This is a genomic window from Paenibacillus sp. JT31N11 (assembly GCF_056269285.1).
Map to the genome: position 1 here is coordinate 166,624 of NZ_JBWDNQ010000001.1, position 26,502 is coordinate 193,125.

The 26,502-nt window shown below is 49.6% G+C and carries 25 protein-coding genes; 17 read left to right on the forward strand and 8 right to left on the reverse strand.

The features are described 5' to 3' along the window. Positions 1-28 precede the first annotated feature (28 nt). From AC0YNV_RS00760 to AC0YNV_RS00780, 5 genes are read right to left on the reverse strand one after another with little or no spacing between them, the layout of a single operon-like run. Entirely contained in the window at positions 29-1,033 is a 1,005-nt protein-coding gene (locus AC0YNV_RS00760) for a CotS family spore coat protein (RefSeq protein WP_475765037.1), read from the reverse strand. A gap of 5 nt (positions 1,034-1,038) precedes the next feature. Then, positions 1,039-2,295, reverse strand: coding sequence for a glycosyltransferase family 4 protein (locus tag AC0YNV_RS00765; protein ID WP_475765039.1), 1,257 nt, complete (start codon positions 2,293-2,295; stop codon positions 1,039-1,041). A gap of 18 nt (positions 2,296-2,313) precedes the next feature. After that, positions 2,314-2,616 (reverse strand): NAD-dependent epimerase/dehydratase family protein, encoded by a 303-nt coding sequence (locus AC0YNV_RS00770; RefSeq protein WP_475765041.1) that lies wholly within the window; start codon positions 2,614-2,616, stop codon positions 2,314-2,316. Further along, a complete protein-coding gene (locus tag AC0YNV_RS00775) occupies positions 2,613-3,095 on the reverse strand; it encodes an SDR family oxidoreductase (protein ID WP_475765043.1) in 483 nt (160 codons plus the stop codon). The genes AC0YNV_RS00770 and AC0YNV_RS00775 overlap by 4 nt, the downstream gene beginning before the upstream one ends. Further along, positions 3,022-4,305, reverse strand: coding sequence for a UDP-glucose dehydrogenase family protein (locus AC0YNV_RS00780; RefSeq protein ID WP_475765045.1), 1,284 nt, complete (start codon positions 4,303-4,305; stop codon positions 3,022-3,024). The genes AC0YNV_RS00775 and AC0YNV_RS00780 overlap by 74 nt, the downstream gene beginning before the upstream one ends. 226 nt (positions 4,306-4,531) lie before the next feature. Between AC0YNV_RS00780 and AC0YNV_RS00785 the strand changes: the two genes are divergently transcribed. Then, complete coding sequence (locus AC0YNV_RS00785) at positions 4,532-5,347, forward strand: UTP--glucose-1-phosphate uridylyltransferase (RefSeq protein ID WP_475765047.1); 816 nt, start codon at positions 4,532-4,534, stop codon at positions 5,345-5,347. Between the two features lie 164 nt (positions 5,348-5,511). Here the strand turns inward: AC0YNV_RS00785 and AC0YNV_RS00790 are convergent, their stop codons facing one another. After that, a complete protein-coding gene (locus AC0YNV_RS00790; protein WP_475765049.1) occupies positions 5,512-5,835 on the reverse strand; it encodes a c2 calcium-dependent domain-containing protein 4C-like protein in 324 nt (107 codons plus the stop codon). A 321-nt stretch (positions 5,836-6,156) separates the two neighbouring features. On the opposite strand from AC0YNV_RS00790, the gene AC0YNV_RS00795 reads away from it, so the two are divergent. The 9 genes from AC0YNV_RS00795 to AC0YNV_RS00835 all read left to right on the forward strand — a co-directional run bounded on the left by AC0YNV_RS00795 (position 6,157) and on the right by AC0YNV_RS00835 (position 15,534). Further along, on the forward strand, positions 6,157-7,020 hold the full coding sequence (locus tag AC0YNV_RS00795) for a MurR/RpiR family transcriptional regulator (RefSeq protein WP_210037555.1): 864 nt from the start codon (positions 6,157-6,159) through the stop codon (positions 7,018-7,020). Between the two features lie 210 nt (positions 7,021-7,230). Continuing rightward, a complete protein-coding gene (murQ, locus tag AC0YNV_RS00800) occupies positions 7,231-8,145 on the forward strand; it encodes an N-acetylmuramic acid 6-phosphate etherase (protein ID WP_210037556.1) in 915 nt (304 codons plus the stop codon). A gap of 40 nt (positions 8,146-8,185) precedes the next feature. Beyond that, positions 8,186-9,637, forward strand: a complete 1,452-nt coding sequence (locus AC0YNV_RS00805; RefSeq protein ID WP_475765052.1) for an ABC transporter substrate-binding protein — start codon at positions 8,186-8,188, stop codon at positions 9,635-9,637. An 81-nt stretch (positions 9,638-9,718) separates the two neighbouring features. Then, positions 9,719-10,621, forward strand: a complete 903-nt coding sequence (locus AC0YNV_RS00810; RefSeq protein ID WP_475765054.1) for a carbohydrate ABC transporter permease — start codon at positions 9,719-9,721, stop codon at positions 10,619-10,621. Positions 10,622-10,639: 18 nt separating this feature from the next. Beyond that, on the forward strand, positions 10,640-11,500 hold the full coding sequence (locus tag AC0YNV_RS00815) for a carbohydrate ABC transporter permease (protein WP_210037559.1): 861 nt from the start codon (positions 10,640-10,642) through the stop codon (positions 11,498-11,500). Then, the gene (locus AC0YNV_RS00820; protein ID WP_475765057.1) at positions 11,501-12,697 is read left to right on the forward strand and encodes an anhydro-N-acetylmuramic acid kinase; all 1,197 of its coding nucleotides are present in this window, start codon (positions 11,501-11,503) and stop codon (positions 12,695-12,697) included. Positions 12,698-12,725: 28 nt separating this feature from the next. Next, entirely contained in the window at positions 12,726-13,691 is a 966-nt protein-coding gene (locus AC0YNV_RS00825) for a GNAT family N-acetyltransferase (protein ID WP_475765059.1), read from the forward strand. 2 nt (positions 13,692-13,693) lie between these two features. Beyond that, the gene (locus tag AC0YNV_RS00830) at positions 13,694-14,398 is read left to right on the forward strand and encodes a PIG-L deacetylase family protein (protein ID WP_475765061.1); all 705 of its coding nucleotides are present in this window, start codon (positions 13,694-13,696) and stop codon (positions 14,396-14,398) included. Further along, positions 14,395-15,534, forward strand: a complete 1,140-nt coding sequence (locus AC0YNV_RS00835) for an exo-beta-N-acetylmuramidase NamZ family protein (protein WP_475765063.1) — start codon at positions 14,395-14,397, stop codon at positions 15,532-15,534. The genes AC0YNV_RS00830 and AC0YNV_RS00835 overlap by 4 nt, the downstream gene beginning before the upstream one ends. A gap of 218 nt (positions 15,535-15,752) precedes the next feature. Here AC0YNV_RS00835 and AC0YNV_RS00840 read toward each other — a convergent pair whose 3' ends face one another. Then, a complete protein-coding gene (locus AC0YNV_RS00840) occupies positions 15,753-16,553 on the reverse strand; it encodes an SDR family NAD(P)-dependent oxidoreductase (RefSeq protein ID WP_475765066.1) in 801 nt (266 codons plus the stop codon). 115 nt (positions 16,554-16,668) lie between these two features. Continuing rightward, positions 16,669-17,412, reverse strand: a complete 744-nt coding sequence (locus tag AC0YNV_RS00845) for an SDR family oxidoreductase (RefSeq protein WP_475765068.1) — start codon at positions 17,410-17,412, stop codon at positions 16,669-16,671. Between the two features lie 153 nt (positions 17,413-17,565). Here AC0YNV_RS00845 and AC0YNV_RS00850 point away from each other — a divergent pair, with 153 nt between their 5' ends. The 7 genes from AC0YNV_RS00850 to AC0YNV_RS00880 all read left to right on the forward strand — a co-directional run bounded on the left by AC0YNV_RS00850 (position 17,566) and on the right by AC0YNV_RS00880 (position 26,472). Next, positions 17,566-18,405 (forward strand): helix-turn-helix transcriptional regulator, encoded by an 840-nt coding sequence (locus AC0YNV_RS00850; protein ID WP_475765070.1) that lies wholly within the window; start codon positions 17,566-17,568, stop codon positions 18,403-18,405. 214 nt (positions 18,406-18,619) lie between these two features. Next, positions 18,620-20,194, forward strand: a complete 1,575-nt coding sequence (locus AC0YNV_RS00855) for a response regulator (protein ID WP_475765072.1) — start codon at positions 18,620-18,622, stop codon at positions 20,192-20,194. Between the two features lie 78 nt (positions 20,195-20,272). Further along, complete coding sequence (locus tag AC0YNV_RS00860; protein WP_475767245.1) at positions 20,273-22,000, forward strand: sensor histidine kinase; 1,728 nt, start codon at positions 20,273-20,275, stop codon at positions 21,998-22,000. A 144-nt stretch (positions 22,001-22,144) separates the two neighbouring features. After that, positions 22,145-23,851, forward strand: a complete 1,707-nt coding sequence (locus tag AC0YNV_RS00865; protein ID WP_210037568.1) for an extracellular solute-binding protein — start codon at positions 22,145-22,147, stop codon at positions 23,849-23,851. A gap of 119 nt (positions 23,852-23,970) precedes the next feature. Beyond that, the gene (locus AC0YNV_RS00870; protein ID WP_379112947.1) at positions 23,971-24,921 is read left to right on the forward strand and encodes an ABC transporter permease; all 951 of its coding nucleotides are present in this window, start codon (positions 23,971-23,973) and stop codon (positions 24,919-24,921) included. Positions 24,922-24,935: 14 nt separating this feature from the next. Next, entirely contained in the window at positions 24,936-25,880 is a 945-nt protein-coding gene (locus AC0YNV_RS00875) for a carbohydrate ABC transporter permease (RefSeq protein ID WP_475765074.1), read from the forward strand. A 142-nt stretch (positions 25,881-26,022) separates the two neighbouring features. Next, on the forward strand, positions 26,023-26,472 hold the full coding sequence (locus AC0YNV_RS00880; RefSeq protein ID WP_475765076.1) for a HEAT repeat domain-containing protein: 450 nt from the start codon (positions 26,023-26,025) through the stop codon (positions 26,470-26,472). Positions 26,473-26,502 lie beyond the last annotated feature (30 nt).

Here is a 26,502-nt window from a genome sequence, read left to right on the forward strand (position 1 = left end):
CGGGCAGGACTAATGAAACATAACGGATTCAGGATTGTCTGACGATTGCCGGCCATGAGGACAGCATCTTCTGACGGTCGCTTTCTGCCGCGATGAACGATTTCAGCTTCTGCACTTCAACGGAAGGATTCCACTCAGAACGTTTATTAAAGACTTTGCTCGCAATTCCATAGAATAAATGGGGGAACAACAAGTCGGCATAAACAATCTGGCATTCCTCATCGCTCAGAGGATGGACCTCGCGGTAGGCTCTGAGCATCGCAGTCGCCTTCGCTGCGCTCCATCCATGCTTTTTCATGACTTTATTGAAGATTTTACGAAGATCCCGGGCTGGCAAATCATAAGTCAGCGAATCCATATCGATTACAGCCAGGCCTTTACCTGTCTTGATCAAGTTAGCTGCCGCAAAATCCTGATGGCACAGATTTTTTTGCGCAGCGACCTTGTTGACCCAATTGATGTAATAGCTGCTTCTAATCCACTTCAGGGCTTCTTTTCCCTGGGTGATGAAATTGTCGGCATGGAGCAGGTACAGCTTTTGAAATTCGCTGCTGCTTTTGGCCATTCCCTTAAAGCCCTCCAACCGCTCGATATACCGCTCATAGCTTTGCGCCCAGCCGCCCAGATGAACTCTTTCGTTGGTCGTGTAATTCGAGGCAAATCCTCTTGAAGCCATATGAAATCTGCCGAGCTCCTTCATGATGGCCAGCAGATCCTCTGTTCCATAGGTTGGGGAAGAGCCCTGCACAGCGTCCGATAAGACATAGCAGTTGCCGCTGCTGTCCTCGGCATAATCTTTTCCTGACCGGGTCTCCACCATTGCCGGGATGGGAGCCCCGTTTTTTTGCATATGCCTGATCGCTTGAACCAGAAACAGCAGTCTCTTTTGGGTTGCGGGCGATTTTTTTAATATTTTTGTGCCTGCGTTGGTGACTACGCTCCATGTCGCTTTTTTGCCTTTGTCCGAGATCAGTTTGACGCTTTTCACACGTAGAGGATACTGGAACATAATTTCATTAATATTCGCCTGCATGAATCCTACCTGCCTCTGTAAGATATTCTTTTAAGACCTGCAGCGCTATTCCTGTTCTTGCGTGAACGAAGCGGACGGGCCGATTTTCTCTTGGATACGGATGCATTGGACAATGGAGTGGGACTGCTGGAATAGGCCCCCATGTAAATCTTGTTCAGCCGGTCCGACACATGCCCGAACGTGAATTTGCTGTCTACCAGCTGCCTCCCCCGTACAGCCATTGCCGATGCCTCTTCTTTATTGGTGAGCATATAGTTGATGGCATTGGCAAATGAATTCGCGCTCGTATAGTCACGGACGATGTAGCCGTTGTCCTTATGCGTAATAACTTCAGCATTACCGCCGCGATTGGTCGTAATGACGGGAACGCCTGCAGCCATCGCTTCGTAATGTACGCGCGCAAGAGGCTCCTGCCACTGCGAGCTGCACACGAATACGTCGGCCATCGAGAAGTAATTTTGAATCTCGTCAGCCGGAACGAACTGGGTGAATATGACCTGATTCTTATACGGTTCGGCCAGCTTCAACAGCGATTTTCCGTAGTCATCCACAGTATTGTCGCTGAACCACTTGCCGCCCACAATGACCAGAACGGCATCCGGATGCTGCGCAAGGACACGTTCCATTGCCTGAATGAGCAGATGCGGGCCTTTTTTTACGCTCAGCCGCCCTACAAACAGGATAACTTTCTTATTATTGACCCCGTAACGGGTGCGAAGCTGCTCGCGCGTGCTGTTCCCCCGTGCCGTCCATATGGGAAAATAGCGATTAGGATCAAACCCGGAATAGATCGCTTCGACTTTATCTTTCGCTTCGGGAACCCGGTCCGTTATGGTCTTCTTAATGTAGTTGCTGACGGTCGTTATTTTATGGACATGCTGTACACAAAGCTTTGCATCCGAATCCGAAATTTTGTTCTCGGCAAACATTTCATTATGAAGACTCAGGACAAAGCGGGTGGAGGGAGAGGCCTTCTTGAACGGAATGACGTTGACCGGCCGGTTAAAAACATGAACGACGTCATAAGCGTTTTCTTTTAGCGAACGGGCCACTTCCGTTACATACTGTTCCCTTGGAAATCTTATATAGTTAACGCTGCCGCGAGTCTCCAGATCCGGAAGGAGCTCATCCGTCACTGAATAAATGGTTAATTGATGCTCGCGGGCAAGAATGGGAGAAACCCCGTCCATCATCATCTGGATGGCGCCGCCTTTTACAGCGGGAGCAGGAAGTTTCTCCGTACATACGAATGCCAGTCTCATTCCAAAGACAGCCTCCTGTTATGAATAGTATTTTGTAAAGCAGGCCAGTTCTTCGGCCAAGCCTTCTGTTAAGCTTACTTTCGGTTCGTAGTTCAAGAGCCGGGACGCTTTGGTAATACCTGCGTTCACGTTATTCGCATGTTTTCCCGTCAAATTCTCCAGTATGCGAATCACATTCAGAATGGAGGAGCGTTCTTTTCCTCCAATATTAATGGTTTCACCTACCACTGAGGGCCGGTCCGCGACTGCAGCCGTCGCTTCAATGCAATCGCTGATATACGTAAAATCTCTTGACTGCGTGCCGTCTCCAATCAGCGTCATCGGTTCGTTTTAATTATTTGCTTTATAAACCGATGAAAGGCCATATCCGATCGTTGACGGGATCCATATACGGTGAAAAAACGCAGAATAACGATGGGAACGCCATCGTTATTCCAATAAACACGGCATAATTGTTCACCTGTAAGCTTGCTCACACCATAAGGAGAGAGCGGGGTCGTGCTTGTGTCCTCCGGCACCCTTCCTGCCTGTTCTCCATAAACGGAAGAAGTGGAAGCAAAGATGAATTTCTTGCTTGCCTTGCCGCGGCATGCTTCGAGCAGCTGCTGGGTTGCGAGTATGTTTGTTTCTGCGCAATTCCGGAAATCATTCCCCCAGCTGGACCGGACACCGGGTATCCCCGCCAGGTGAAAAACGACATCAACGGGGCACCCGTGACCATGATTTTCATGGTCTTCCAACTCCCAAGCATTCAAGCCCATGCGCTTCCATTGTTTTTTTGTCCAGACAGTTTCGTCCATCTAACAGAAGATTTCGTTTCATCAGCAGCTTGACGCGGTGAAAGTCGGCTTCCATGAATTCCGGCCAGCCTGTCGCAATGACAAGCGCATCTGCCTCCTTTACGGCCTCATATTTATCGGAACACCAAACGACATGCGGGATAGGAGGAGATACGAGAGGATCGTAAGCATAAACCTGGTATCCTTGTTTTGTCAGCAGCTTCATAAAGGCTATTGCCTGAGAATTGCGGGTATCATCGGTATTCTCCTTGAACGTTGCTCCCCAGACTGCGATCCGGATGTTCTCTCTCTTTTCGCCCAGCTTGTGGTTCAGTTTATTCAGATAAACCCCCAGTTGTGAGCGGTTAATTTTTTTAACGGCCTGAAGAAGCTCCATTTTCACCTGTTTAGTGGAAGCGGCATAATTCAATGCATTGACGTCCTTCGGGAAGCAGGAGCCTCCAAAACCTAACCCAGCCTGCAGAAATTTGGGCCCGATCCGATTGTCCATCCCGATCCCATGGGCAACCTCCGTGATATCGGCGTGATAAGCCTCGCAAATACGCGATATTTCATTGATAAAAGAAATTTTGGTAGCCAAAAAAGCGTTGGACGCATATTTAATCAATTCCGCTTCAATACGTTGAGTCAATAGAAATCTGGTTTCAATAGCCTGGTACAGATCCTTCACTATAAGCGCCGCTTCTTCATTGGCTGCTCCGATGACGATTCGGTCGGGATGCACCGTATCCTCAATTGCGCTTCCTTCCCGCAGAAATTCGGGATTGGACACAAGCTCGTAAAGCGCTTGGCTTACCCCGTATTCTTGAAGCAGAGCATCAATCCGGTCCGCAGTTCCAGGGGGAACGGTACTTTTTATAATGATGGTTTTAGGAGAACGAATAACAAGCGAGAGGTCTTGAACGACATTAAGGATATACTTCATATCCGCACTGCCGTTTTTGGCGGAAGGCGTTCCGACTGCCACGACAACGACCGGGCAGTTCATCATATGCCGTTTTACGTTCGCAGCGAAAAACAGTCTTTCTTCCGCCTGATTCTTCGCGATCATTTCGGTAAGTCCGGGTTCATAGATCGGTACGATTCCTTCCTTCAGGCTGCTTATCCTGGCGGTGTTGCGATCCGTGCAATAGACAATATGGCCGATATCGGCTAATACAGCAGCCGTCGTGAGGCCGACATATCCCGCGCCAACAACACAAATATTCATATAGGAATTCCCTCTTTCAAATCTACTAATCTATTATATTAGCGGTTGTCCAACAATCGTCACGGCCAATGATCCAAACAGGATGAAATTGGGCCCTGAATAAGGACTCTATAAAATGGGTGTATACAGGTGCCTGATTTTGATAGAGGACAAGCTTCAAATAGAAAATTCTTTATATACTGATAATTAACAATAATAAAATATTTGAATGGAAGAGGTGATTTTCATGGTGTTGAAAGCAATCATTCCCGCTGCCGGCTATGGGACTCGAAATCTGCCGATAACCAAAGCGGTTCCAAAGGAAATGTTCCCGATCAGCGGCCGGCCGGCGATCGATTATATCGTATCGGAAGCCGTAAACGCGGGGATACAGGAAATTCTAATCATTCTCTCCCGCAATAAAACGGATATAATGGACTACTTTGACCGCTCGATTGAGCTGGAGTCGCATTTATCCAAGCATCACAAGGAACATATGATTGAAAAGGTTGGCCCGGCCAAGGTGTACATTCAATATGCCCGACAGCCGGATGCGCTCGGACTGGGACATGCCATTCAGATCGGCAAAGCGTTCGCTGGAGATGACCCGTTTGCCATTCTGCTTCCGGATCAAGTCAGCCTGGCTCAGACTTCACCGTTACAGGCATTGATTCATTTGTACGAGCAATACAAATGTCCGGTGATCGGACTGCAAACGGTACCGGAGGAGCTGCTTCAAAACTATGGAGTAGTCTCCGGAACGAGTCTGGAATCTCAGGTCTGCCATCTTCAATCCATAATCGAAAAGCCTAAAATCAATCCGCCATCCCGGCTTGCCGTTATGGGGAGATATGTACTGACGCCGGAAATATTTCCTTATCTCGAACAAATCGAAGCTAACGGGGGAGAAATCCAGCTGACTGAAGCATTAAACGCAATGTGCCGATCCAGGAGGATGCTTGGTTACGTCTTCACGGAGAAGTGGTACGATATCAGCATTGAGCGGGAATATCTGAGCATCCAACGCTGCGCATACCTGATGAAGCAAGGGAAAAATGAATAGACGGATACCCGTTTACAACCGGTGACCCGCAATAAGGATACTTTGCAGAAGTGACCTTTGGATGGGTCATTTGCGCATTCCAGGAGCTTTTGTTGATGAAAAAATGACCTCTGATGAAACCAGAAGTCATCTATGAACCGTATAACCGCAAAATGCGTATGATCTTATTCGATATCATCGCCGGTTGTCCGGTTGCCGCCCGACTTGCCGCCCGCTGTCCGGTTGCCGCCCGACTTGCCGCCCGCTGTCCGGTTGCCCGCTGTCTTGTTGCCGCCCGACTTGCCGCCCGCTGTCCGGTTGCCCGCTGTCTTGTTGCCGCCCGACTTGCTGCCCGCTGTCCGGTTGCCCGCTGTCTTGTTGCCGCCCGACTTGCTGCCCGCTGTCCGGTTGCCCGCTGTCTTGCTGCCCCCGGTTTGATCGCCGGCCGTCTTGCTGCCGCCAGTTTGGCTGCCTGCAGCATTTTTTTTGGATTTCTTTCCTAATGGCATATACATTTACCTCCTCTTTACGTTATTTAGTATCATATGAATGAAAACTAGTACTCGTAACGGGTCATCAGTTGGTTTTATAGAATACTAGAGATCGCTCTCCAGTTTTCACTCTGAGCTATGAATATATCTGAATGATTATAAACAGAATTAATTTTCATTGTGATTTATATTTATGAAATAAATATGCAAGACAAGTGAAACGGATTTCCCGAATATTTATTTGCTTTATCTTGTGTTTTGGCGTAAATACACTTAATATAAAGTTGAATTTTGTGAAGCCCGGTTCGTAGAATTTTAAGGTGAGTGGGAAAAAATTAAATGGCGATTAATGATAATATTCTGATTAAGATCAGGGACAAGAAGGATAGCTTGACGCCAGTCGAGAGAATGGTAGCTGAGAGCATTTTGACCAATTTGGAGGAAATTCCCCATCTTTCCATCAAGGGTCTTGCTAAACTGAGTAAAACCAGCGATGCCTCCGTTCTTCGTTTCTGCAAAACGATGGGTTATAACGGCTACCGCAGTTTTATCGTAAGCATCTCTGCATCACTGGGCTCCATGGACGAGGAGCAGAAGGATCAGTACACCGATATCCAACCAGGAGACGATCTGTCCATCATCATCTCCAATATTTCTCACAACAATGTCAGATCCATTGAAGACACGCTCAGCATCATCGACCGGAATGAGGTAGCCCGTGCTGTCAAAGCGCTCCGTGCCAGCAACCGGATTGTTTTCTTCGGAGTTGGAGCCTCCGGTCTGGCCTGTCAGGATGGGGAACAGAAGTTTTCCCGGATCAACAAGATGTGTCACGCCTACACAGATGGCCATAGCCAGCTCACTGCCGCAACCCTCTTGGGAAAGGGCGATGTAGCCATCTTTATCTCGAATTCCGGCGCTACGATAGAGATACTCGACTCGCTGGAAATTGCCAAGAGGAATGGAGCCAATATTATTGCCATTACCAAATATAACAAAAGCGAATTAGCGGGAAAGTCAGATATTGTGCTCAGCATCTCAACTCCGGAATTAACCATAAGAAGCGGGGCTATGGGGTCAAGAATCGCTATGCTTACCATTATTGATATCCTTTTTGCGGGGGTAGCGAGTGCGGAATACCAGAATGTGAAAAAATACCTGACCAAGACCCATAACATCCTGGCAAGCAAGCAGAAGAAATAAGATGGACGTTACTGACATTAGTGATTTAGAGCTAGTGTCTTTTTTTGTCGCAAATAAGAATTAAAAAAACAAAAATTAATTCTAAAATAAAATTTAATTTCAGAATCTATTGACGGAATTCCGGCATCCCCTTAATATAAGCTTAAGAAATGGAATGTGTGTCAGCTAAATTGACATTACAATAACCTGAGGCAGGAGAATGAATTGGCTATGAATGAATATCTCGCGGGACTGACAACGGAGGAGATTAACCAGGATACGCTGATGATCGATGATAGCACGACAGAACAAATACTGCGGCTCCTGAATCAAGAGGATGCGAAGGTTCCTGCAGCGGTCGCTGCGGAAATCCCGCAAATCATGAAAGCGGTTGAAATTCTGCATCATCTGCTTGGAAATGGTGGCAGAATGTTTTATATAGGGGCCGGAACTTCGGGCAGATTAGGTGTGCTCGACGCGTCTGAATGTCCGCCCACCTTTGGCGTTGATCCTCTGCTGGTGCAGGGACATATTGCCGGAGGGGATCTTGCTTTGAGATTGGCTGTTGAAGGATTTGAAGACAATGCAGAGGAGGGGATCGCTTTAATTGAGCGCTGCGGCGTCACGAATAAAGACGCGGTTATTGGCATTTCTGCGAGCGGGAGCGCAAATTTCGTCATTGCCGGTTTGAAGAAGGCAAGAGAGCTTGGTGCCGCAACTATAGGGGTAGTGAACAACAAAAACTCCAGAATAGAGGATGTCTGCGATGTATGTATTGCGCCTGTTGTCGGGCCTGAAGCAATTGCGGGCTCTACAAGGCTGAAGGCGGGAACTGCTCAGAAGCTGGTTCTCAACATGCTCACAACCTGTTCGATGGTGAAGCTGGGCAAGACGTATAACAATCTTATGGTCGACTTGAAGGCAAGCAACAACAAGCTGAATGACCGCTCTATCCGCATTATTCAGACAGCAACAGGCACGGACGCCGGAACAGCAGCCAAATATCTGGAAAAGGCTTCAATGAGCTGCAAGCTTGCCATCATGATGATAAAAACGAGCCTGGAGGCAGAGGATGCCAAGCGGGCACTGGATCTATCTGGCGGAAACCTGAAAGCAGCCATACGCAATTTCAGTCGAGTTGTTTAATCCGCAATTATAAAATCCGATTCCTAGGGGGCAATATTCTGTGAAAAGTAAAATGCGCGTTCTGACATCCGTATTAGCTTTGAGTCTGTCTTTGACCACACTTGCAGCATGTTCATCCAATAACACAAATTCCAATAACGGCAATGCTTCCAGCCCGGGCAACACTTCAAGCGCAGGAAGCACAGAGGCGAAAGACACCATTACGGCGCTGCTGCCGCCGGTTTCCGCAAATTTTCAAGAACATTTTGCTCAAATGGAGAAGGGGTTCAATGAATTATATCCTAATCTCACCTTGAAAATAGAGCCTGCCAGCTGGGAAGACATGACACAGAAGCTCGATACGCAGGTCAATGCGGGCAGCCCTCCTGATCTGGCGTTCATCGGCTCGGACGGGATTTCCAAGTATGTGCAGCAGGGAATGCTTTTGGACATCACTGATACGGCAACGCCGGAAATGGTCGCAGATTACGATAAAACTCCGCTGGAATACATGAAAAACGGCAGTGGTCTGTATGGCTTCCCGGCGTATATGGAGGCTCACGCCTTGGGAGGAAACAAGAAATTCATGGAAGAGGCCGGAATCGACTGGAAAGATGTTCAAAAAAACGGTTGGACCTACGAGCAATTCCGCGAAGCGATAAAAAAAGGCGTTGTTAAGGACGGAGACCAAACGAGCCGCTACGGATTTGTATTCGCAACCGCTGGCGTTACATCCAAAGACTATTTGAATGTATTGATCAAAAATGCAGGCATGCCGTCCGCATTCACCACAGATCTGAAATACGCTTATACCAATAAAAATTATCTGGAAGTTTTGAAAGCAGTCCGGGCTCTTATTGACGACGGCTCGATGCCAAAGGAGCTCAGCTCCGTCGACGCAGGCAAACGCTGGAACATGTTTCTGACCGGTCAGACGATGATCACGGGCAAGGGCCTGGCCACCTTCGAGAACTCCGCCAACCAAAATAACGAGAAGCTGGAAGCCAACGACGGCAGCGCCGTAAAAGGAAGTATAGCGGTCGATTATATCGTACTGCCCGTACCTACATTTCTGGGGAATGAACCGCAGTCCAGCGTTGCGGTAGATGGTTATGTCGCTTTCCGCGGCAAAAAGGAACCGACGGCTGAGCACAAAGCCAATGTCGTAAAAGCAGCCTATTACCTGGCAAGCGGCAATGTTGCGGCAACGACCAATAATGACCTTTTCGTTGCGCATATTACGGAAAGCGGGAGAAAAGCCGCTGAAAGCATGACGATCAACAGGAATCCCGACAATGTGGCAGCCGTCGAAACCCTGCTCTCGCATGCAACGCCTGCCCGTCCTGATATCCCTGTTGAATTGGGTGCCGAAGCCATCAAAATTGAAGATGAAGTGATTATTCCTAAATTACAGGCGCTGCTGGCTGGTGAAATTACGCCTGAAGCCATGTATGAAGCGGTAAAAACCGCTGCAATCGACGCCTTTGGCGAAGACGGCGTGGTACAGGAATAAGGAATCAACCAGATAGTCGTGTGCATCCGCATGCGGCTATCCGGTTGAGCGAGCCGGATATCTGAAATGAGGTGCTGTTGTATGATTCACTCAAGCAAATTCATAAAAAAGCGAAAAATAAAAGGAGACGGAGCTTGGGGATATGCGTTTATCGCCGTAGCTTTAGTCATATTTGCAATGTTTACGGCCTATCCGGTTGCCAGTGCCTTCGTGATCAGCTTTCAGGAATATAAACCGCTGGGATCCACCTTTGTTGGATTCGATAATTATGCTCATACGATACAGGATTCCTTGTTCTGGAAATCCATCAAAAATACCGTTGTGTATACGATTCTAACCGTGCCGGTGGCCCTGTTCCTGTCCTTTGCCGTGGCAATCCTGATTTTTCCATTGAAGAAATGGATGCAGACGACCTTTAAGGCCGTCTATTATCTTCCGGCAGTTGCTTCAGGTGTTGCCTTATCGGTTGTATGGCTGTGGATTTTTGATCCGATGCCGTCAGGTATTTTTAATCAATTGATTAACTCGGTTGGGATCGGCAACCAGAATTGGCTGGGATCGAGCTCGACATCCATGTTCTCTTTGGTGTTTATGGCCTGGCTATCCAGTCATGGTGCGAGTATTATCATCTATTTGGCAGCCTTGCTGGGCATAGACGGGAGCTACTATGAAGCGGCCGAGCTCGATGGGGCGTCTTTCCTGCAAAAGCTTTGGTATATCGTCATTCCTTGCCTGAAGCCAACGACCTTATTTCTCTTGGTCACCGGTGTTATCGGTTCGTTCCAGGTGTTTCAGAACGCTTATTTGATGACAGGCGGAGGTCCCGATAATGCGACTACGATGGTTGGCCTGCTCATATTCAATAATGCATTCAAGTACTTCGAGTTCGGCGAAGCGGCTGCGCAATCCTTAATCCTGGCGCTTCTCATCGCGGGAATAGCATTGGTCCAATTCAAATTCCTTGGCAAAGAAGTGGAATATTAGGGGGAAGGAGGATCATAGATGGCGCTCTTTAGCAACCATTCAGAGAACAATAAGATCAGATATATCAGAAATACGGCGATCATCATTTTGCTTCTAATCTTTGCCTTGGCAACGTTATTCCCCATTTATTTTATGATTATTTCATCCTTGGGGGATCCCGTTGAAGCAGGTGCGATGAGCTATTCCCTCTTTCCAACCAAGATATCGCTTGATTCCTACAAGTTTTTCTTCGATTACAGCGAATATTCCGTCAGATGGCTTTTGAACTCCTTGATTGTGGCGGGGAGCGTCACCATTTCCAATGTATTTTTTGCAAGTATGGCAGGTTATGCATTCTCGAAAATTAAATTTAAAGGCAGAGCGTGGCTCTTTGCTTTGCTGCTATGCTCCATGATGATTCCTTATCAAGTGACACAGGTACCCTTGTATATCCTGATCGTCAATGTATTCAGCATTCAGAATACCTACAGCGCCTTGATTCTGCCAGGTCTGGTTACGGTATATAATATTTTTCTTGCCAAACAATTTATGACCACCATTCCCAAAGAGATTATAGAAAGCGCCAAGATAGAAGGCTGCAGCCAGCTGCAAATCTATCTCAGAATTATCCTGCCTTTATCCAAAACCGTCATGGCCGTCATGGCAATCCTCACGTTCATGGATAATTGGAACTCCTTCTTCTGGCCGTTTCTTGTTACCAATACAATGGATATGCAAACCATTCAGGTTGGTTTGAAAAATTTCCGCTTCGCCAATACAACTTATTTCGCTCCGATGATGGCAGGCGCCACGATATCCGCCCTTCCTATGTTTATTCTGTTTTTCAGCCTGCAAAAGTATTTTTTGGAGGGCGTTACCGTAGGGGCGGTGAAAGGATAAATGGCCTGCATATCATTGCCTTCTCATGACCGTCGCTATGCCGTGGGTTTGATGTCCGGTACTTCTGTGGATGGTATCGATGCCGCCGTGATTGAGATTAACTGTGTTCCCGGCGGGCAGCCTCATGTCCGCCTGATCGCATTTGAGAATAAGCCCTATCCGGCTAAAGTCAGGGAAGAGATTTTTGCCTTGTTTGATCCGAAGGAGGCGGCAATAGACAGAGTCGGACGCATGAATATATGGTTAGGCGAGCTTTTTGCGGAGTCTGCACTGTCTGCCATAGCAGCAGCCGGTCTCGAGCCCAAAGATATTGCGGTCATCGGTTCCCACGGGCAAACGATTTATCATGCACCTGAAGCGCATGATGTGGATGGTTACAATCTTCATTACACGGTGCAGATTGGAGAAGGTGCGGTTATATCTGCCCGAACCGGAATTCCCTGCGTATCGGATTTCCGCGTGGCTGATATGGCTGTCGGCGGGCAAGGGGCACCGCTGGTTCCGTTTACGGAATATCTGCTGTACCGGGAGGACAATCGGACCCTGCTGCTGCAGAATATTGGCGGCATCGGCAATATTACCGTGATTCCGGCAGGCGGCACCCCAGATCAGGTTTTTGCGTTTGATACGGGTCCGGGGAACATGCTGATCGATGGCGTGGTGGCGCGTTTGTATCCCGGAGAAAAAACGATGGATACCGGAGGAGCCATAGCTCACAGGGGCGACGTAAATAGCGATCTTCTTCGTATGCTGCAGCAAGAGGCCTATTACAGCCTTCCTTTGCCCAAATCAACGGGCAGAGAACGGTTTGGCACATCTTATATCGATGGGCTGATTCGCTATCAACAAGAGAACAGTCTATCTTCAGATGATATCGTCGCTACCGTCACCATGCTCACTGCGTGGTCGATTGGAGAGGCTTACTCCCGTTTTATCCGCCACCGCCACTCAGCAGATATGATGATCGTGGGCGGAGGAGGAAGCTATAATCCGGTGCTGATGAAATTTCTAAAGCATGAGTTGGAGTCTATGAATGTGCAGGTGGTTACTCAAGAAGAGACTGGATATCGCAGCGATGCCAAGGAGGCGATTGCTTTCGCCTTGCTTGCCGATTATACAATGGCTGCGCAGCCAAACAATCTTCCTGTCGTCACGGGAGCCCAGCGAGCAGTGATTATGGGGAAAATCTCTTATTAAATTCCTGCCTGAATGGAGGCATAGCTTCATGATTGTGTCTTGGGACAGCCATTATACTCAAGGGGTTATATCTTTGTGGAACAAGGAAGCTGTGAAAGACGGATATAAGGAGCTTACCGAAATCAGCTTCACAGACATTTTTTTGTCCAGCCCCTACTTTGATGAAGAAACGACATTTATTTTACTGGAATCTGATCAGGTTAAAGGCTTTGCCTGTGGATGTACGGGCGATGACTTGCCCTTGGGACATGCTGCAGGCTATATAACCTGTATAGTATTATCCAGCGATTGTAGAACCAATGAAACGTACGCGATGATGTTAGAGGCCTTGGAGGACCGTTTTAAATATTTGGGTAAACAGCAGTCAGAGCTCATGTTTTTTAATCCCATGCGACTGCCTTGGTATATACCGGACACCCCGCATCATGAGCATAACAACGCACCCGGCGTACCGGTAGACAGTGCGCTTTATCGCTTTCTGCTCAGTCAGGGTTATGCAGAACGTGCCAGAGAATGTGCCATGTATCTGAATCTTGCCGGTTTCACTGTTCCTGATGATATGAAAGCCAAAGAAGCAGCAGCGGGCATGGACGGTTATAGGGTGGAATTGTTTAAATCAGAGGAGATCAGCGGTGTGGAGGAAATGCTGGACGGATTCAATAATCCTTTGTGGAAGCGGGAAATAGCACAATGTGCCGCTGACAGCGTGCCTGTTGTATTCGCCGTATATGAAGGGAAAGCAGTCGGCTTCGCCGGTCCAGTCATACGCCAGAACAACGGCAGGGGCTATTTTACCGGGATCGGAGTACATCCTGAGCATGAGGGACACGGACTGGGGAGTATCCTTTTCTTTAAATTATGCGAAGCATTTCAGCTTATCCAGGCTACGTATATGTCGTTGTATACGGGCAGCTCCAATCCGGCCATCCGGATTTACGAGAAGGCTGGTTTTCGGACGGTCAAACCATTTGCTGTGATGAGAAGGGAGCTCTGATTATGAGTGAACAACAATTAACGATATTGGCGGTCGGCGGTCACGTGGGCGATATGGAGCTGACTGCTGGCGGCGTCCTGGCAAGCCATGCGCTGAGCGGCGACAGGATTGTAACGTTAGCGCTGACAGCGGGTGAACGCGGAGTTCTGACAGGCAGAGATGTGGGGGAGTACCGCGAGCAGAAGGTTAGGGAAGCCGCAGCTTTCGCAGAGATGCTGGGCGGTGAATCCATCGTATTCGAGATACCCGATGGAGAGCTGCAGGATAACGAGGAGATGCGTCTGCGGGTATGTGATGTGATTCGTGAAGTGCGGCCTAATGTTATCATCACTCACTTCAAGAACAGCATGCACAAGGATCATATGACGACTCATCTTATTGTCAACGACGCGCGATTCTATGCCGCTCTGGCCCCTCTGGAACGGGAGAATCCCGCTTTCTTTGCCTCCAGGCTGTATTATGCGGAGAACTGGGAGGACGCAGTCGGCTTTGTACCTTATGTATATGTGGATTTCTCTCAAGAAGCTTATGATTTGTGGATTAAGGCGGTGTCACGGCACTGGTTTGTGACCGGAAGCAAATCCTTCCCTTATTTGGAATATTATAAGCATTTATCCAGAGTCCGCGGCATCGAATCCCGAAACGATTATGCGGAGACCTTCATGATTCCGGAGGAAAGTATGCGTGTCCTTAAGGGGCAGCTATGATCCGAAACGGTATTGACTGTATAACGCAATATACCCATGTATTCAAAGGCAAACGGTTGGGACTGATTACGGGTCCTACAGGCTTGAACAATGATTTTGCAGCTACCATTCAGATTCTGCATGAGAATTTCAACCTGGCCGCTTTGTTCTCGCCGGAGCATGGTGTGCGCGGCGACCAAGAAGCCGGGGCGATGGTAGATACCTATCAGGATCCGATTACTGGCGTACCCGTATACAGCTTGTACCGGAAGGATTCCAAGCGGCTGACTCAGGAGATGCTGGAGAGAGTAGATATGGTCGTTTACGATATTCAGGATGTGGGAGTACGGTATTATACCTTTATCTACACCATGCTTTACGCTTTGGAGGATTGTGCAAAAAACGGCAAGGAATTTGTCGTTCTCGACCGGATCAATCCGCTCGATGGCGTGACGGTGGAAGGGAATATTCTGAAGCCAGGCTATCAATCGTTCGTGGGCAATTACCCTCTCTGTGTGCGCTATGGCTTGACCCCTGGCGAGGTAGCTTCAATGGCCAATGATCAGATGAACTGGAACGGCAAGTTGACTATCGTGCGATGCGACGGCTGGGACCGGAGGTTGCAATTCCCTGACACGGGCCGTATCTGGGTGCCGCCCTCCATGGGAATTCCGCGCTTTGAGACGGCATTGCTGTATTCCGGCACCTGCTTGTTTGAGGGCACTAATATTTCTGAAGGAAGAGGAACCACGTTTCCCTTTGAAATCATAGGAGCACCGTTCATCAATGCCCTGCAGCTGGCGGATGAAATGAACAGGATGAAGCTGCCCGGCGTGCTTTTCCGCCCTGTTTACTTCAAACCAACGGCTTCCAAATATAAAGAAGAGCTCTGTGGCGGTGTACAGCTTCATGTAACAGATGCCCGTATCATCCAGGCTGTAAAAACGGGAGTTACTCTTATGTATACAATCAGGAGGTTCTATGAACCTTTTTCATTTTTGCCGCCAATAAGGGAGAACGCCAGACCTTTTATTGATTTGCTGTGCGGGGATAATTTGTACCGTGGCGATTCAGTAGACTTGTCGTCTATGCTGGAGAAGTTCCATGCGGAAAGCCGGGACTTTGCAAATCTCAAACGGAACTATCATCTATATTGATGGGGGAACGGCTCCATTGCCCCTACCGGTCGAGTGAGTATTACAGGTCAAGATAACAAGGACGTGATCATGGAATGAGATATGTCGCCGGATTGGATGGCGGCGGCACCAAGACGTCGGTGAGTATTGCGAGCAAAAGGCACATGGCGTGATTTCTCTGCCATGTGCCTTTATTATCTGGTATTGTGCATCAATTATGCGGTCAATGGAAGGGCCGTTCAAACGCCCGGCTGCTGTCCGCCGTCGATGACAATTTCCGTGCCCGTAATGGAAGGAACATGATCGGAAACAAGCAGCAGCGCCATCGCTGCAATTTCGGACGGATCGACCATGTGCCCGAGCGGAATCGCAGCGTTCATTTCCGCTTTCTGGGCCTCGACGGTGATGCCTTTGGCCTCCGCGTTTTGTTGGGCGAGCTTTTCCGCACGCTCCGTGTTGGTTGCGCCCGGTGAAATGACGTTAATCCTGACGTTCGATTTCGCCAATTCTTTGGAAATGCCCCTTGTAAAATTGAGCAGCGCCGCATTGGCGGTACTGCCCGCGAGGAATGCAGGGGTTGGCGTCCGTCCTGCGCCGCCGACAATGTTAACAATACGCCCGTCTCTCTGTTTGATCATGTGGGGCGCTGCTTCCTTCACCATTCGGATGTAACCAAGCAGCTTTAAATTCCATGCTTCCAAAAAAGCTTCCTCAGGCATTTCGAAGAAAGACCCCGCTTTGGCGGAACCGGCATTATTGATCAAAATATCAATACGGCCATTAACCCCCAGCGCTGCGGTAACCGCCTGTTTAGCCGTCTGCGGCTCATTCATATCGCCTGCTACAGTGATAATACGGGCTGCTTCCTCCCTCGAGCGGCCTGAAAGAATCGCATCTACCGCCTGCTTAGCGCGGTCAGGATCCCTTGCAACCATGACAACGGCAGCGCCCTCTTGGAATAATGCCCTGGAGCAGGCAAAACCGATCCCTGCGCTTGCTCCAGTAACAATTGCTACTTTTCCGCCTAGTCCCAAATCCATTTCATTTTCCTCCCATTTATCACAAGCCGTTGTTTCGTGAAAGCAACAGCTGTGCAGCTTTATCTCTTATAATAAAGCTTTCCTGAACGGATGTAAAAATCCCATGGGGAGAGACTTAAACCGAAGCTTTGGCGTTCACCTGCTTGAACATTTCGTCGCGTTCCGCACGCGAAGCCTGAGCCGTCAACTGTGACCAGCCATACGTAATTTCATCTTCACCCAGAGCAAGAGCCTTCATCGTTTCGTCAGCGAACAGCTCCACCGGTATGCCTACGGCATTTCCGCCGGGAATTCCCAGATCGGTATTGGTATGTGGCGGCGAAATTTCAATGACGCGGATGGAGTGGCCGGCCAATAGATGTCTCAATGACAGGGTAAAGGAGTGAAGAGCGGCCTTGGTTGCGCTGTATACAGGAGTCAGAGCCAATGCTACATGAGCAAGTCCGGAAGTAACGTTCATGATCGACGCATTTTTTTGCCTCATCAAATGCTCCGTGAACAATCGCGATAAATGAACGGGTGCCGCCAGATTAATTTCGATTTCGGAGACTGTTTCCTTCCAGTCTTCCGGCTTGGTGAAATCCTGGTAGCGCATGATGCCGGCATTGTTCAGGAGAATATTCGTCTCCGGATGCTCTTGTGTTACCTGCTTGAACAGGGCGATGCGGTCCTCTTCCCTGGATACGTCGAATGTATAGGTTACAAGCCCCGGAAGAGCTGCTTTGGCTTCGGCCAGCTTATCCGCTCTTCTTCCGCAGATGATGACTTTATTGCCTGCCTGGATGAATCGTTCCGCAAGCGCATAACCGATGCCGGATGCGCCGCCTGTAATAAGAATGGTATTAGAGCTCATGTTCATAAGATGTTTTCCTCCCAAGGTTTGATTTATGATGCGGCTTGTCATAGGCTATTGTATAATGAGCAATATTGTATAGGGAGAGGACCGGTTATACTGGAACCCGTACTACCACCCTCCTTGGGAATGGAATCACGGATTGGAGGAACCAAGATTATGGCTACCAAGGAATTTGACCGCTACAGCGAGCTGGCTGATTTTCTGCGCAACCGGCGGGAACGCATTACGCCGGGGCGCGCAGGCTTGCCGGATGACGGGCGCAGGCGCACGCCGGGACTGCGGCGCGGAGAAGTGGCCATGCTGGCTGGAGTCAGCCTGGAATGGTACACCTACCTGGAGCAGGGACGCCATATCAATGTCTCGGCGGAGGTGCTTGAAAGTCTGGCGGAAGTGCTCCAGCTGGATGCGGCTGAGCGCAAGCATATGTTTTTTCTGGCGCATCGCCAGCCGCCGCCTGAGCAGCCGAGGCAGCAGACGGAGGTTACTCCGGTGCTTCAGCGTTTTTTGGAGGATCTCCATACTTCCCCCGGCTGCGCGATGGATTCCAAAATGAATATTATGGCCTGGAACAAGGCTTTTAGCGCAGTAAACGGCGATATGGAAGGCTTGTCGGGGCAGGAGCGGAATTTACTGTGGATTACATTTACTTCCGAGGATTTCCGGCAGCGCAAAGGGGTACAATGGGAAGAGCATGCGAGGTGTATGGTGGCTCAGTTCCGCAGGGAATATGCCCGTTTTATCGATGATCCCTGGTGGTCCGAGCAGGTCGCAGCTTTATCTGCCGTCAGTCCGGAGTTCAGGGAATTTTGGCAGCTTCATGATGTGCTGGAAAACACGGATGCCGATAAAATCATTAATCATCCGGTCGTCGGCAAGCTGGCCTTTGATCATATTTCCTTCCAGCCGATGGGTGCCGGGGATCTTCAGATTTCGATTCACGTGCCCCTTCATGATGGAGTGACGACGGACAAGATACGGAAACTTCTCGAGGCGTAGAGCTAGGCCGCAGACCGGCAGGAATACTGCCGCTTGAGGAGCTTTCGTCAAATTCAGGAGCCCGCATTTGGCCAGCGGGGCTCCTTTTTGACGTGCCCGGAATCGGCAGGGATATTCGATTACAATCATTTCATAAAATGGAGACCTCATTGTCCGCTGCACCGGAGTAGATGTTACTATATGAGAGAGAATAGCGGAAAGGAATGATTGATCCATGTACAGCGTTATTCTGGTGGATGACGAGGTTTTCACCCGCAAAGGCTTGATGAAGCTGATCGACTGGGAGGCTTGCGGCTTCCAGGTCGTGGACGAAGCGGACAACGGGGAGGATGCTCTTGAGCTTATCCGGCGGCTTCGGCCCGATCTCGTTATTACCGATATCCGCATGCCGGTGCTGGATGGGATGGAGCTGATCCGGCGCATCGTGGAGGAGAATGAGGCAAGCCCCGTTTTCATCATCATTAGCGGCTACGATGATTTCAAATATGCCCAGCAGGCCGTGCGTTACGGCGTTCATGACTTTATCGTCAAGCCGATCGATGAGCATGAATTTTCCGATGCGCTGCGCAAATTGAACGACAGGCTCGGGAGGCTGCGGGAAGAGCGCGTACGCCATGACCGTCTGTTGTCCGGAGCCATGATCGAATCTCTCATTCTCGGAGAGGCGGATGACAGCTTTATTGCCGAATGGGAGCAGCGCCTCATGCTTGGCAAGGCCGATCGCTTGTACTACCTGTTCGCCGAGCTGAACGACAACCATATCTGGAAGCCGCCCGGCGAACAGCTCTCATCCGCACGCTTCAAGGAGCTTGTACAGCAGGCGCTTCAGGATATGACTGCAGGGGATCAGCCGCTTTACCTGCATGAGCACCGGAACCGGATCGGCATCCTGCTGCCCGATCACGTACTGGTGCCGTTCAAGGGGGACATCAGGCAGTTCGCCGTAAGGTTCCGGCAGACGATGTCTGTCGAGGCCGGGGGACGTGTTTTTCTTTATGCCGGCGCACCCGTTGACCGGCTGGCGAATATCCGGCAATCCTACATAACAGCCAAGGAAGCCATGCTGCACAAATATATCCACGATGACAGCCGTATCGTCATCTATGGTCAGGTGCAATCGGAGCCGCTGAACTACATAGGAATGGACCCGGCCGAATTGGGCCGTTTTATTGAGCAGATTGAGGAACAGCAGTCGGAGAAGGTAAAGCTTGCGGTCGACGCGCTATTCCAGGATTTCCGCGTGAAGAGGTATGCGCCTGAAGCGGTAAAAATGACCATTCACCAGTGCGTGCTCGGCATAACCAAGGCCATCCGCAGCATGGAGGGGGATGAGCGGTCCCTGGCGAGCATGGCTCCGATTGTCGGCTGGCATGACTTAAGCCTGTCGCTTGGCGAGCTGAAGGGATTGTTCGCCGGTTTTGTCGAAGAGAGCAAGGACTATATCGCGGAGCTGAGAAAGGTGCAGGTGAAAGGCGGCATTCAGAAGGTCCGCAGCTACATTGAAGCGAATTATGCGGGCAACATCAGCTTGAAGAGCATTGCAGCCCATTTTTTTATCAATCCGGTGTATCTGGGACAGCTGTTCAAGAAAACATACGGCGTTTATTTTAATGACTTCCTGCTGCAAATACGGGTCAATGAAGCGAAGAAGCTGCTGCGTCAATCGCCGGATATCCGGATTTACGAAGTAGCGGAGAAGGTCGGCTTCAGCAGCGCGGATTATTTCGTCAACCAGTTCGAGAAGATTGAACATATGAAGCCGTCGGAATACCGCAATAAGCTGCTGTAAGCAGCCATCTTCCGGTAAAGGGGACCAACCCGCGTGAAACCGAGCCTGAACTTGAATAATGTCCGGTTGCGGAACAAAATGCTGATTCTTTATATTTGCTGCGTATTTGTTCCGATCATCTTTACGAATGTCATTTTCTATTATGTGACAACGAATAATGTCAAGAACCAGCGGACGAAGGATATTACAAGGGCAATCGAACAGATCAAGAATGAATTCCGGGCCAAAATTGAAGATGCCGTAACCGTCTCGACCGCATTTTACACGGATCTTAATTTAAATGACATGCTGGAGGCCGAATATGTGGAGCCTGCCGATTATGTCGGCGCCTACGACTCTTATTTCCGCAAAATCATCAACAACTACACACCCATGTACAACGCCGTCCAGAACATCAAGATTTATGTCGATAATCCCACGCTTCTGCACTCGGGGGGCATCGGGGATCTGACGGATAAAGTAAAGCAGTCGGTATGGTATCAGCAGCTGGAAAACAGCAAATCGTCCCAGCCGATCTTTGTCCGGACCGAACGGGAGGACTTGTTCTCGGTGAAGGACGCGGAGCCTGTCAGGGATTCGTTCAGCATCATCCGCAGAATGGACTATTACTCTTCCCAGAATCACTGGAACAAAATTTTGAAAATCGAGATGAAAACCACATCGATCCAGCAGATTTTCCAAAACCTGAACCTGCAGGGACATATTTATTTGATCAATGCGGAGGATCAGATTGAGTATACGACCGATCCCAAGGTGGATTGGAGAAAAGACTCGGCCTCCTTCAGCTCGCTTAAGTTTCCGCCCGGCATGCTGGAATTCGAGACGACTTACCAGTATGTCAATTATATGGAGGGCTGGCGGATCGTCGGGACAATCCCCGAGGAGGAAGTGCTCAAGGAGGTCCGCAATTCGCGGGAATTCATTATTCTTCTGGCTTGCATCAACATTATTCTGCCAACGCTGATCATCCTCTGGATCACAAGGTCCATGAATGTCCGTCTGGTCCGCATTCTCAAGCATATGAAGAAAGTGAAAAACCAGCATTTTGATATCATCAACCAACGGGAGCATACCGATGAGATCGGCCAATTAACAAGCGAGTTCAACCGGATGACGATCCAGGTGAAAAGCCTCATTGACGATGTGTACGTTGCCGATATCCAGACCAAATCGCTGGAGCTGGAGCGCAGGAAGGCGCAGCTGAATGCCCTGCAAAGCCAGATCAATCCGCATTTTCTGTTCAATGCGCTGGAAACGATCCGGATGCGCAGCCTGATCAAGGACGAGATGGAAACGGCCAAGATCATTCACAATATGGCGAAAATCTTCCGTATGTCCCTCACCTGGGGCAAGGATCGGGTCAAGGTCATGGAGGAAATTGAATTTGTCCTGTGCTTTCTGGAAATCCAGAAGTACCGGTTCGAGGACCGGCTCGACTATCATATCCATATTGATCCGTCCGCCAAGGAATGCGTGGTGCCCAAGATGATGTTCCTGCCGTTCGTGGAGAATGCCAGCATTCACGGCATCGAGCCGCTCCGGAACGGGGGAAGGATTGAGGTGCGGATTGAGAGGCAGGCGGCAGCTCTGGTGTTCTCGATCAGGGACAACGGAGTCGGCATGGACGAGGACAAAGTCAACCAATTCTACAGCTATCTTGAAAGCGAGGAAGTGATCGGGGAGAGGATCGGCGTGCAGAATGTCATCTATCGCATGAAGCTGATTTATGGCAGCCGCTTCCGTTTTCTGATTGAGAGTGCGCCCGGTCAAGGGACATATATCTGTCTGAGCGTTCCTGTCGATTGATAGAACAAGAAGAGCATGTCCCGGTCATACTCCTATATTTTTTACTGAATGAACTATAGTTTATCAGGTAAACAAAGTCTGGAATTCCCCATATAATGAAAGGGCTTACAAAAAAATAATGGATGTGAAAGGGGCTCGAATTCAGTGTCAAAGAAACTTCTATTGGTTTGTATGGCCGCCATCATGGTGTTGATCACAGCATGTTCAAACAACAATAACACGGGCAGCAGCAATCCGCCGGCGAACACGGCCGGTACGAATGAGACAGCAGAGGGCGATGCGCCGGAGCAGCAGGAGAAAGTGACATTTTCTTATTTCAACGGGGTTGCAGCGGCAAAAGATATTAACACGAACGAGACGACGATCGGCAAGATGCTCGAGGATCAAACGGGCGTCAACTTCAAGATCGAGCATCTGGTAGGCGATCTCAATACGAAAATCGGGACGATGATCGCCTCCAACGAATATCCGGACGTCATGATTCCGGACGCGGCCATCGACAAGATCCTCGATGCCGGAGCATTTATTGCGCTGGATGATCTGATTGAGCAGTACGGTCCAAACATCAAGCGGGTATACGGTCCTTATTTCAACCAAATGAAAGCGGCGGACGGCAAAATTTATTTCCTGCCCTTCTCGAACGTAGTCGGCGAATTTATCCCCGATCCGAACATTGGACAGGGCGCATTCTGGGTGCAGCGCCGGGTGCTGAAGGAAGCGGGATATCCGAAGGTCAACACGCTTGACGGTTATATGGATCTGGTCAAGAATTTCGTGGAGAAACATAAAGACGAGGATTTGACTGGCTTTATTTCCCTCACGCATGACTGGAGATTCTTCTCCACCTCCAACCCGCCCATGCATTTGCTGGGCTACCCGAACGACGGCAACATTACCATCGACATGACGACTCATGAGGCGAAGGTGTATGCGGCTACGGATGCCACCAAGCGCTGGCTGCAGAAGCTGAATGACCTGAATGCGCAAGGTTTGTTCGACAAAGCCTCTTTCGTCGACAATTACGATCAGTATCTGGCTAAACTGACTTCGGGCAAGGTTGTAGGCTTCTTCGATTACGGCTGGCAGTTCCAGAATGCGCAAAGCGCATTGACGGACGCGGCGAAGCTGGACCCGGCCAAGGATGATTTCGTATACTTCCCGCTGCCGGTCACCTTCGACGGACAGAAGGACCAATACCTGGATCCTCCGGGCTTCGTTAAGAACCGCGGCATGGGAATCACGGTCAGCGCCAAGGACCCTGTCCGCATCATTAAGTACCTGGATAACCTGCTGACGGACGAGAACCAGATTCTTCAACGATGGGGCATAAAAGGTGAAACCTACGAGGTTGACGAGAATGGCCGAATGTTCCGTACAGCCGAACAAATCGCCAAAATCGACGAGCCGTTCAATGAATCGTTCGGGTTCAAATATTATTCCTGGAACTGGCCGCTGTACGGCAACGGTTCTTCCTATGCGGACGGCAACTCGGTTGCTCCGGGCCTGCAGCCTGAAGTATTCCAGATGAGCCTGACGGAAGCGGATAAAGTGATCCTTGAGAAATACGGCGTCAAAACCTATGCCGAGCTGTTTGCCGCTCCGGATGACCGTCCTTGGTTCCCGGCATGGGGCATTCCGAAGGAGCAGGGCTCGGAGCAGCAAATCTGGGAAACGAAGAAAGACGAAATTACCAAGAAATACTTCCCGAAACTGGTCCTTGCGAAGCCGGCTGATTTCGAGAAGGTCTGGACCGAGTACACGACCGAATTCGGCAAGCTGGATACGGCCGGTTACGAGAAATGGACGACCGACGAAGTGAAGAAGCTGATTGATACCGCAAGCAGCAAATAATCAAGTATAGGCGAAAGGCCGGCTTCGTGCCCCGCGCATAAGTCCGGCCTTTTCCATTGGACGAATCCGATTCAGTCCGGAAGGAGAGATGGAAGATGGAGAAGAAACCAACAATGTCAATGCCGGATCTGGCGTTGCCAAAGAAGCCGACGGGACTGAAGCGGTTTGCCTTGAAGCTGGTTCACCAACGGATGCTGGTCCTCATGTCGGTTCCTTTTCTGGTGTGGCTGTTTATATTCAAATACATGCCGTTATGGGGATGGACTATCGCCTTTCAGGATTATAAGCCGGCCAAGGATTTCAAGGATCAGGAATGGGTGGGATTCAGACATTTTGAATTTTTGTTTCAGGACGAACGATTCATCCGTGTCTTAAGAAATACGCTTGCGATGAGCGGAATTAACCTGGTTCTTGGCTTCGTTACGGCCATTATTCTCGCCCTGCTCTTGAATGAGGTGCGCCGGATCGCGTTCAAACGGGTCGTTCAGACCGTCAGCTATCTGCCTCATTTTATCTCATGGGTGGTTGCGGCAAGCATCGTCCAGACGACATTGTCGCCGGACGGCATCATCAATGAATTGTTAATCCGGTTCGGTTTTGTGGAGAAAGGCAATGAGATCCTGTTCCTCGGCATACCGGAATATTTCTGGGGAATATTCGGAGCAAGCTCCGTGTGGAAGGACGTTGGATGGAATACAATCGTCTATCTGGCTGCCATGACAATGATTGACCCTGCCCAATATGAAGCCGCGGAAATGGATGGAGCAGGCCGTATTAAACGAATGTGGTATATTACGCTGCCGGGCATCAAGCCTGTCATCGTCGTATTGTTGATTATGAATATTGGGTATCTGCTGGAATCGGGTTTCGAACCGCAGTACTTGCTGGGCAACGGTATGAACATCGATTATTCCGAGAACCTTGACATATTTGTGCTGAAATACGGAATTGCCCAAGGTAACTTCTCGCTATCGATTGCGGCGGGCATGTTCAAGACAATCATCAGCTTCATCTTATTGTTCGCAGCGAACAATATTGCAAAACGAATGGGCGAGTCCAGACTGTTCTAGAAGGAGGGAACCTCATGGCTAATCCGGCAGCAGAAGCGGTGTCCAACAAGTCCAGCCGCATCCGCACGTCGCGCGGCGACCTGATTTTTGATATTGTCAATTATGCCTTTCTGACGATTCTGATGATCGTCACCCTGTATCCTTTCCTGAATACGCTCGCCGTCTCCTTGAATACGGCGGATGATTCGATCAGGGGCGGCATTTATTTGTGGCCGAGGATATGGACGCTCGACAACTATGTCTATGTATTCAAAGAAGCCACCATCTTTCATGCGACGCTGATTTCGATACTTCGTACCGTCATCGGCACCCTGCTTACCGTTTTCTGTTCAGCGATGGTCGCCTACACCATCAGCAGACAGGATTATGTTCTCCGCAAATTCGTCACCATCGCATTTATTCTGACGATGTATTTTAACGGGGGGCTTATTCCCAACTTTCTGCTCATCCGCGATCTGGGTCTGATCAACAGCTTCTGGGTATACATCTGGCCAGGCCTTATCGGCGTATTTAATCTGATCATCATCCGCTCATTCATTGAGGGCCTGCCGGAGAGTCTTCTGGAGTCCGCGAAGATAGATGGTGCGGGGGATTTCAAAACCTTCTTCAGCATTGTGCTGCCGCTCTGCATGCCCGTACTTGCGACTGTTGCATTATTCACGGCCGTCTATCAGTGGAACCAATGGTTCGATGTTTTCCTGTACAACTCGTCGAATATCGAACTCAGCACGCTGCAGTACGAGCTGCAGAAGATTCTTCAGAACTCCAACGCCTCCCTGACGGCGAAGACGGCGGGAGACGCGTTCGCAAACGCCGGCAATTCGGGAGGGAACACGGTGACGCCGTTCTCGATCCGCGCAACGATGACGATTGTCGCTTCCCTGCCGATCATTATGGTTTATCCGTTCCTGCAGAAATATTTTGTCAAAGGGATGACGGTTGGCGGTGTAAAGGGTTAGGGCGCTGAGGTCGCTGAGGGGAAGGGATGGGCTGATTCCTGCCTGGGATTTGCAACTTAAGGTTATGTTCTTCTCTGGATGATGGTACAATACCAGATGAAGGCTTGTTCAGGTATCAGGCAGGAATCGAACTAGAAGGAGAATGGATCGTTTGAGTGAAATAGAAGTCAATCATGAGCTGCCCCCGAATTACGAAGAATTGAAGAAAGCGGCTAACCGCTCCAGCTGGCAAGAGCGTCTGGAAGCGGTGGAGGAGTTGGGTCAGTGGAACCACCCGAAAACCATTGACGTGCTTACGCACCGGATGAATCACGATACCGTATACAGCGTGCAGGAGGCTGCTTACCGCAAGCTGCTGGCATTTGGCGAAGAGGTTCAGCCGCCTTCCAAGGCGAAGGGCGAGCTCATCAAAGGAGTCGGCAAAATCCTGGTCAGAATCAAGAAGAGTCTGCCGGAGGGGCACTCCTATGAAGAGTTCAAGGAAAAGCTGCGGAAGACCCGACTTGATGTGTATAATTCGTACGAAGGCGATAAGGGCGACGAATTCGATGCCTGGCTTGAGCAAACATGGGCCTCGCTAACGAGGAGATAGATGCCTTCATGGCACTATCTTCTTGTATTT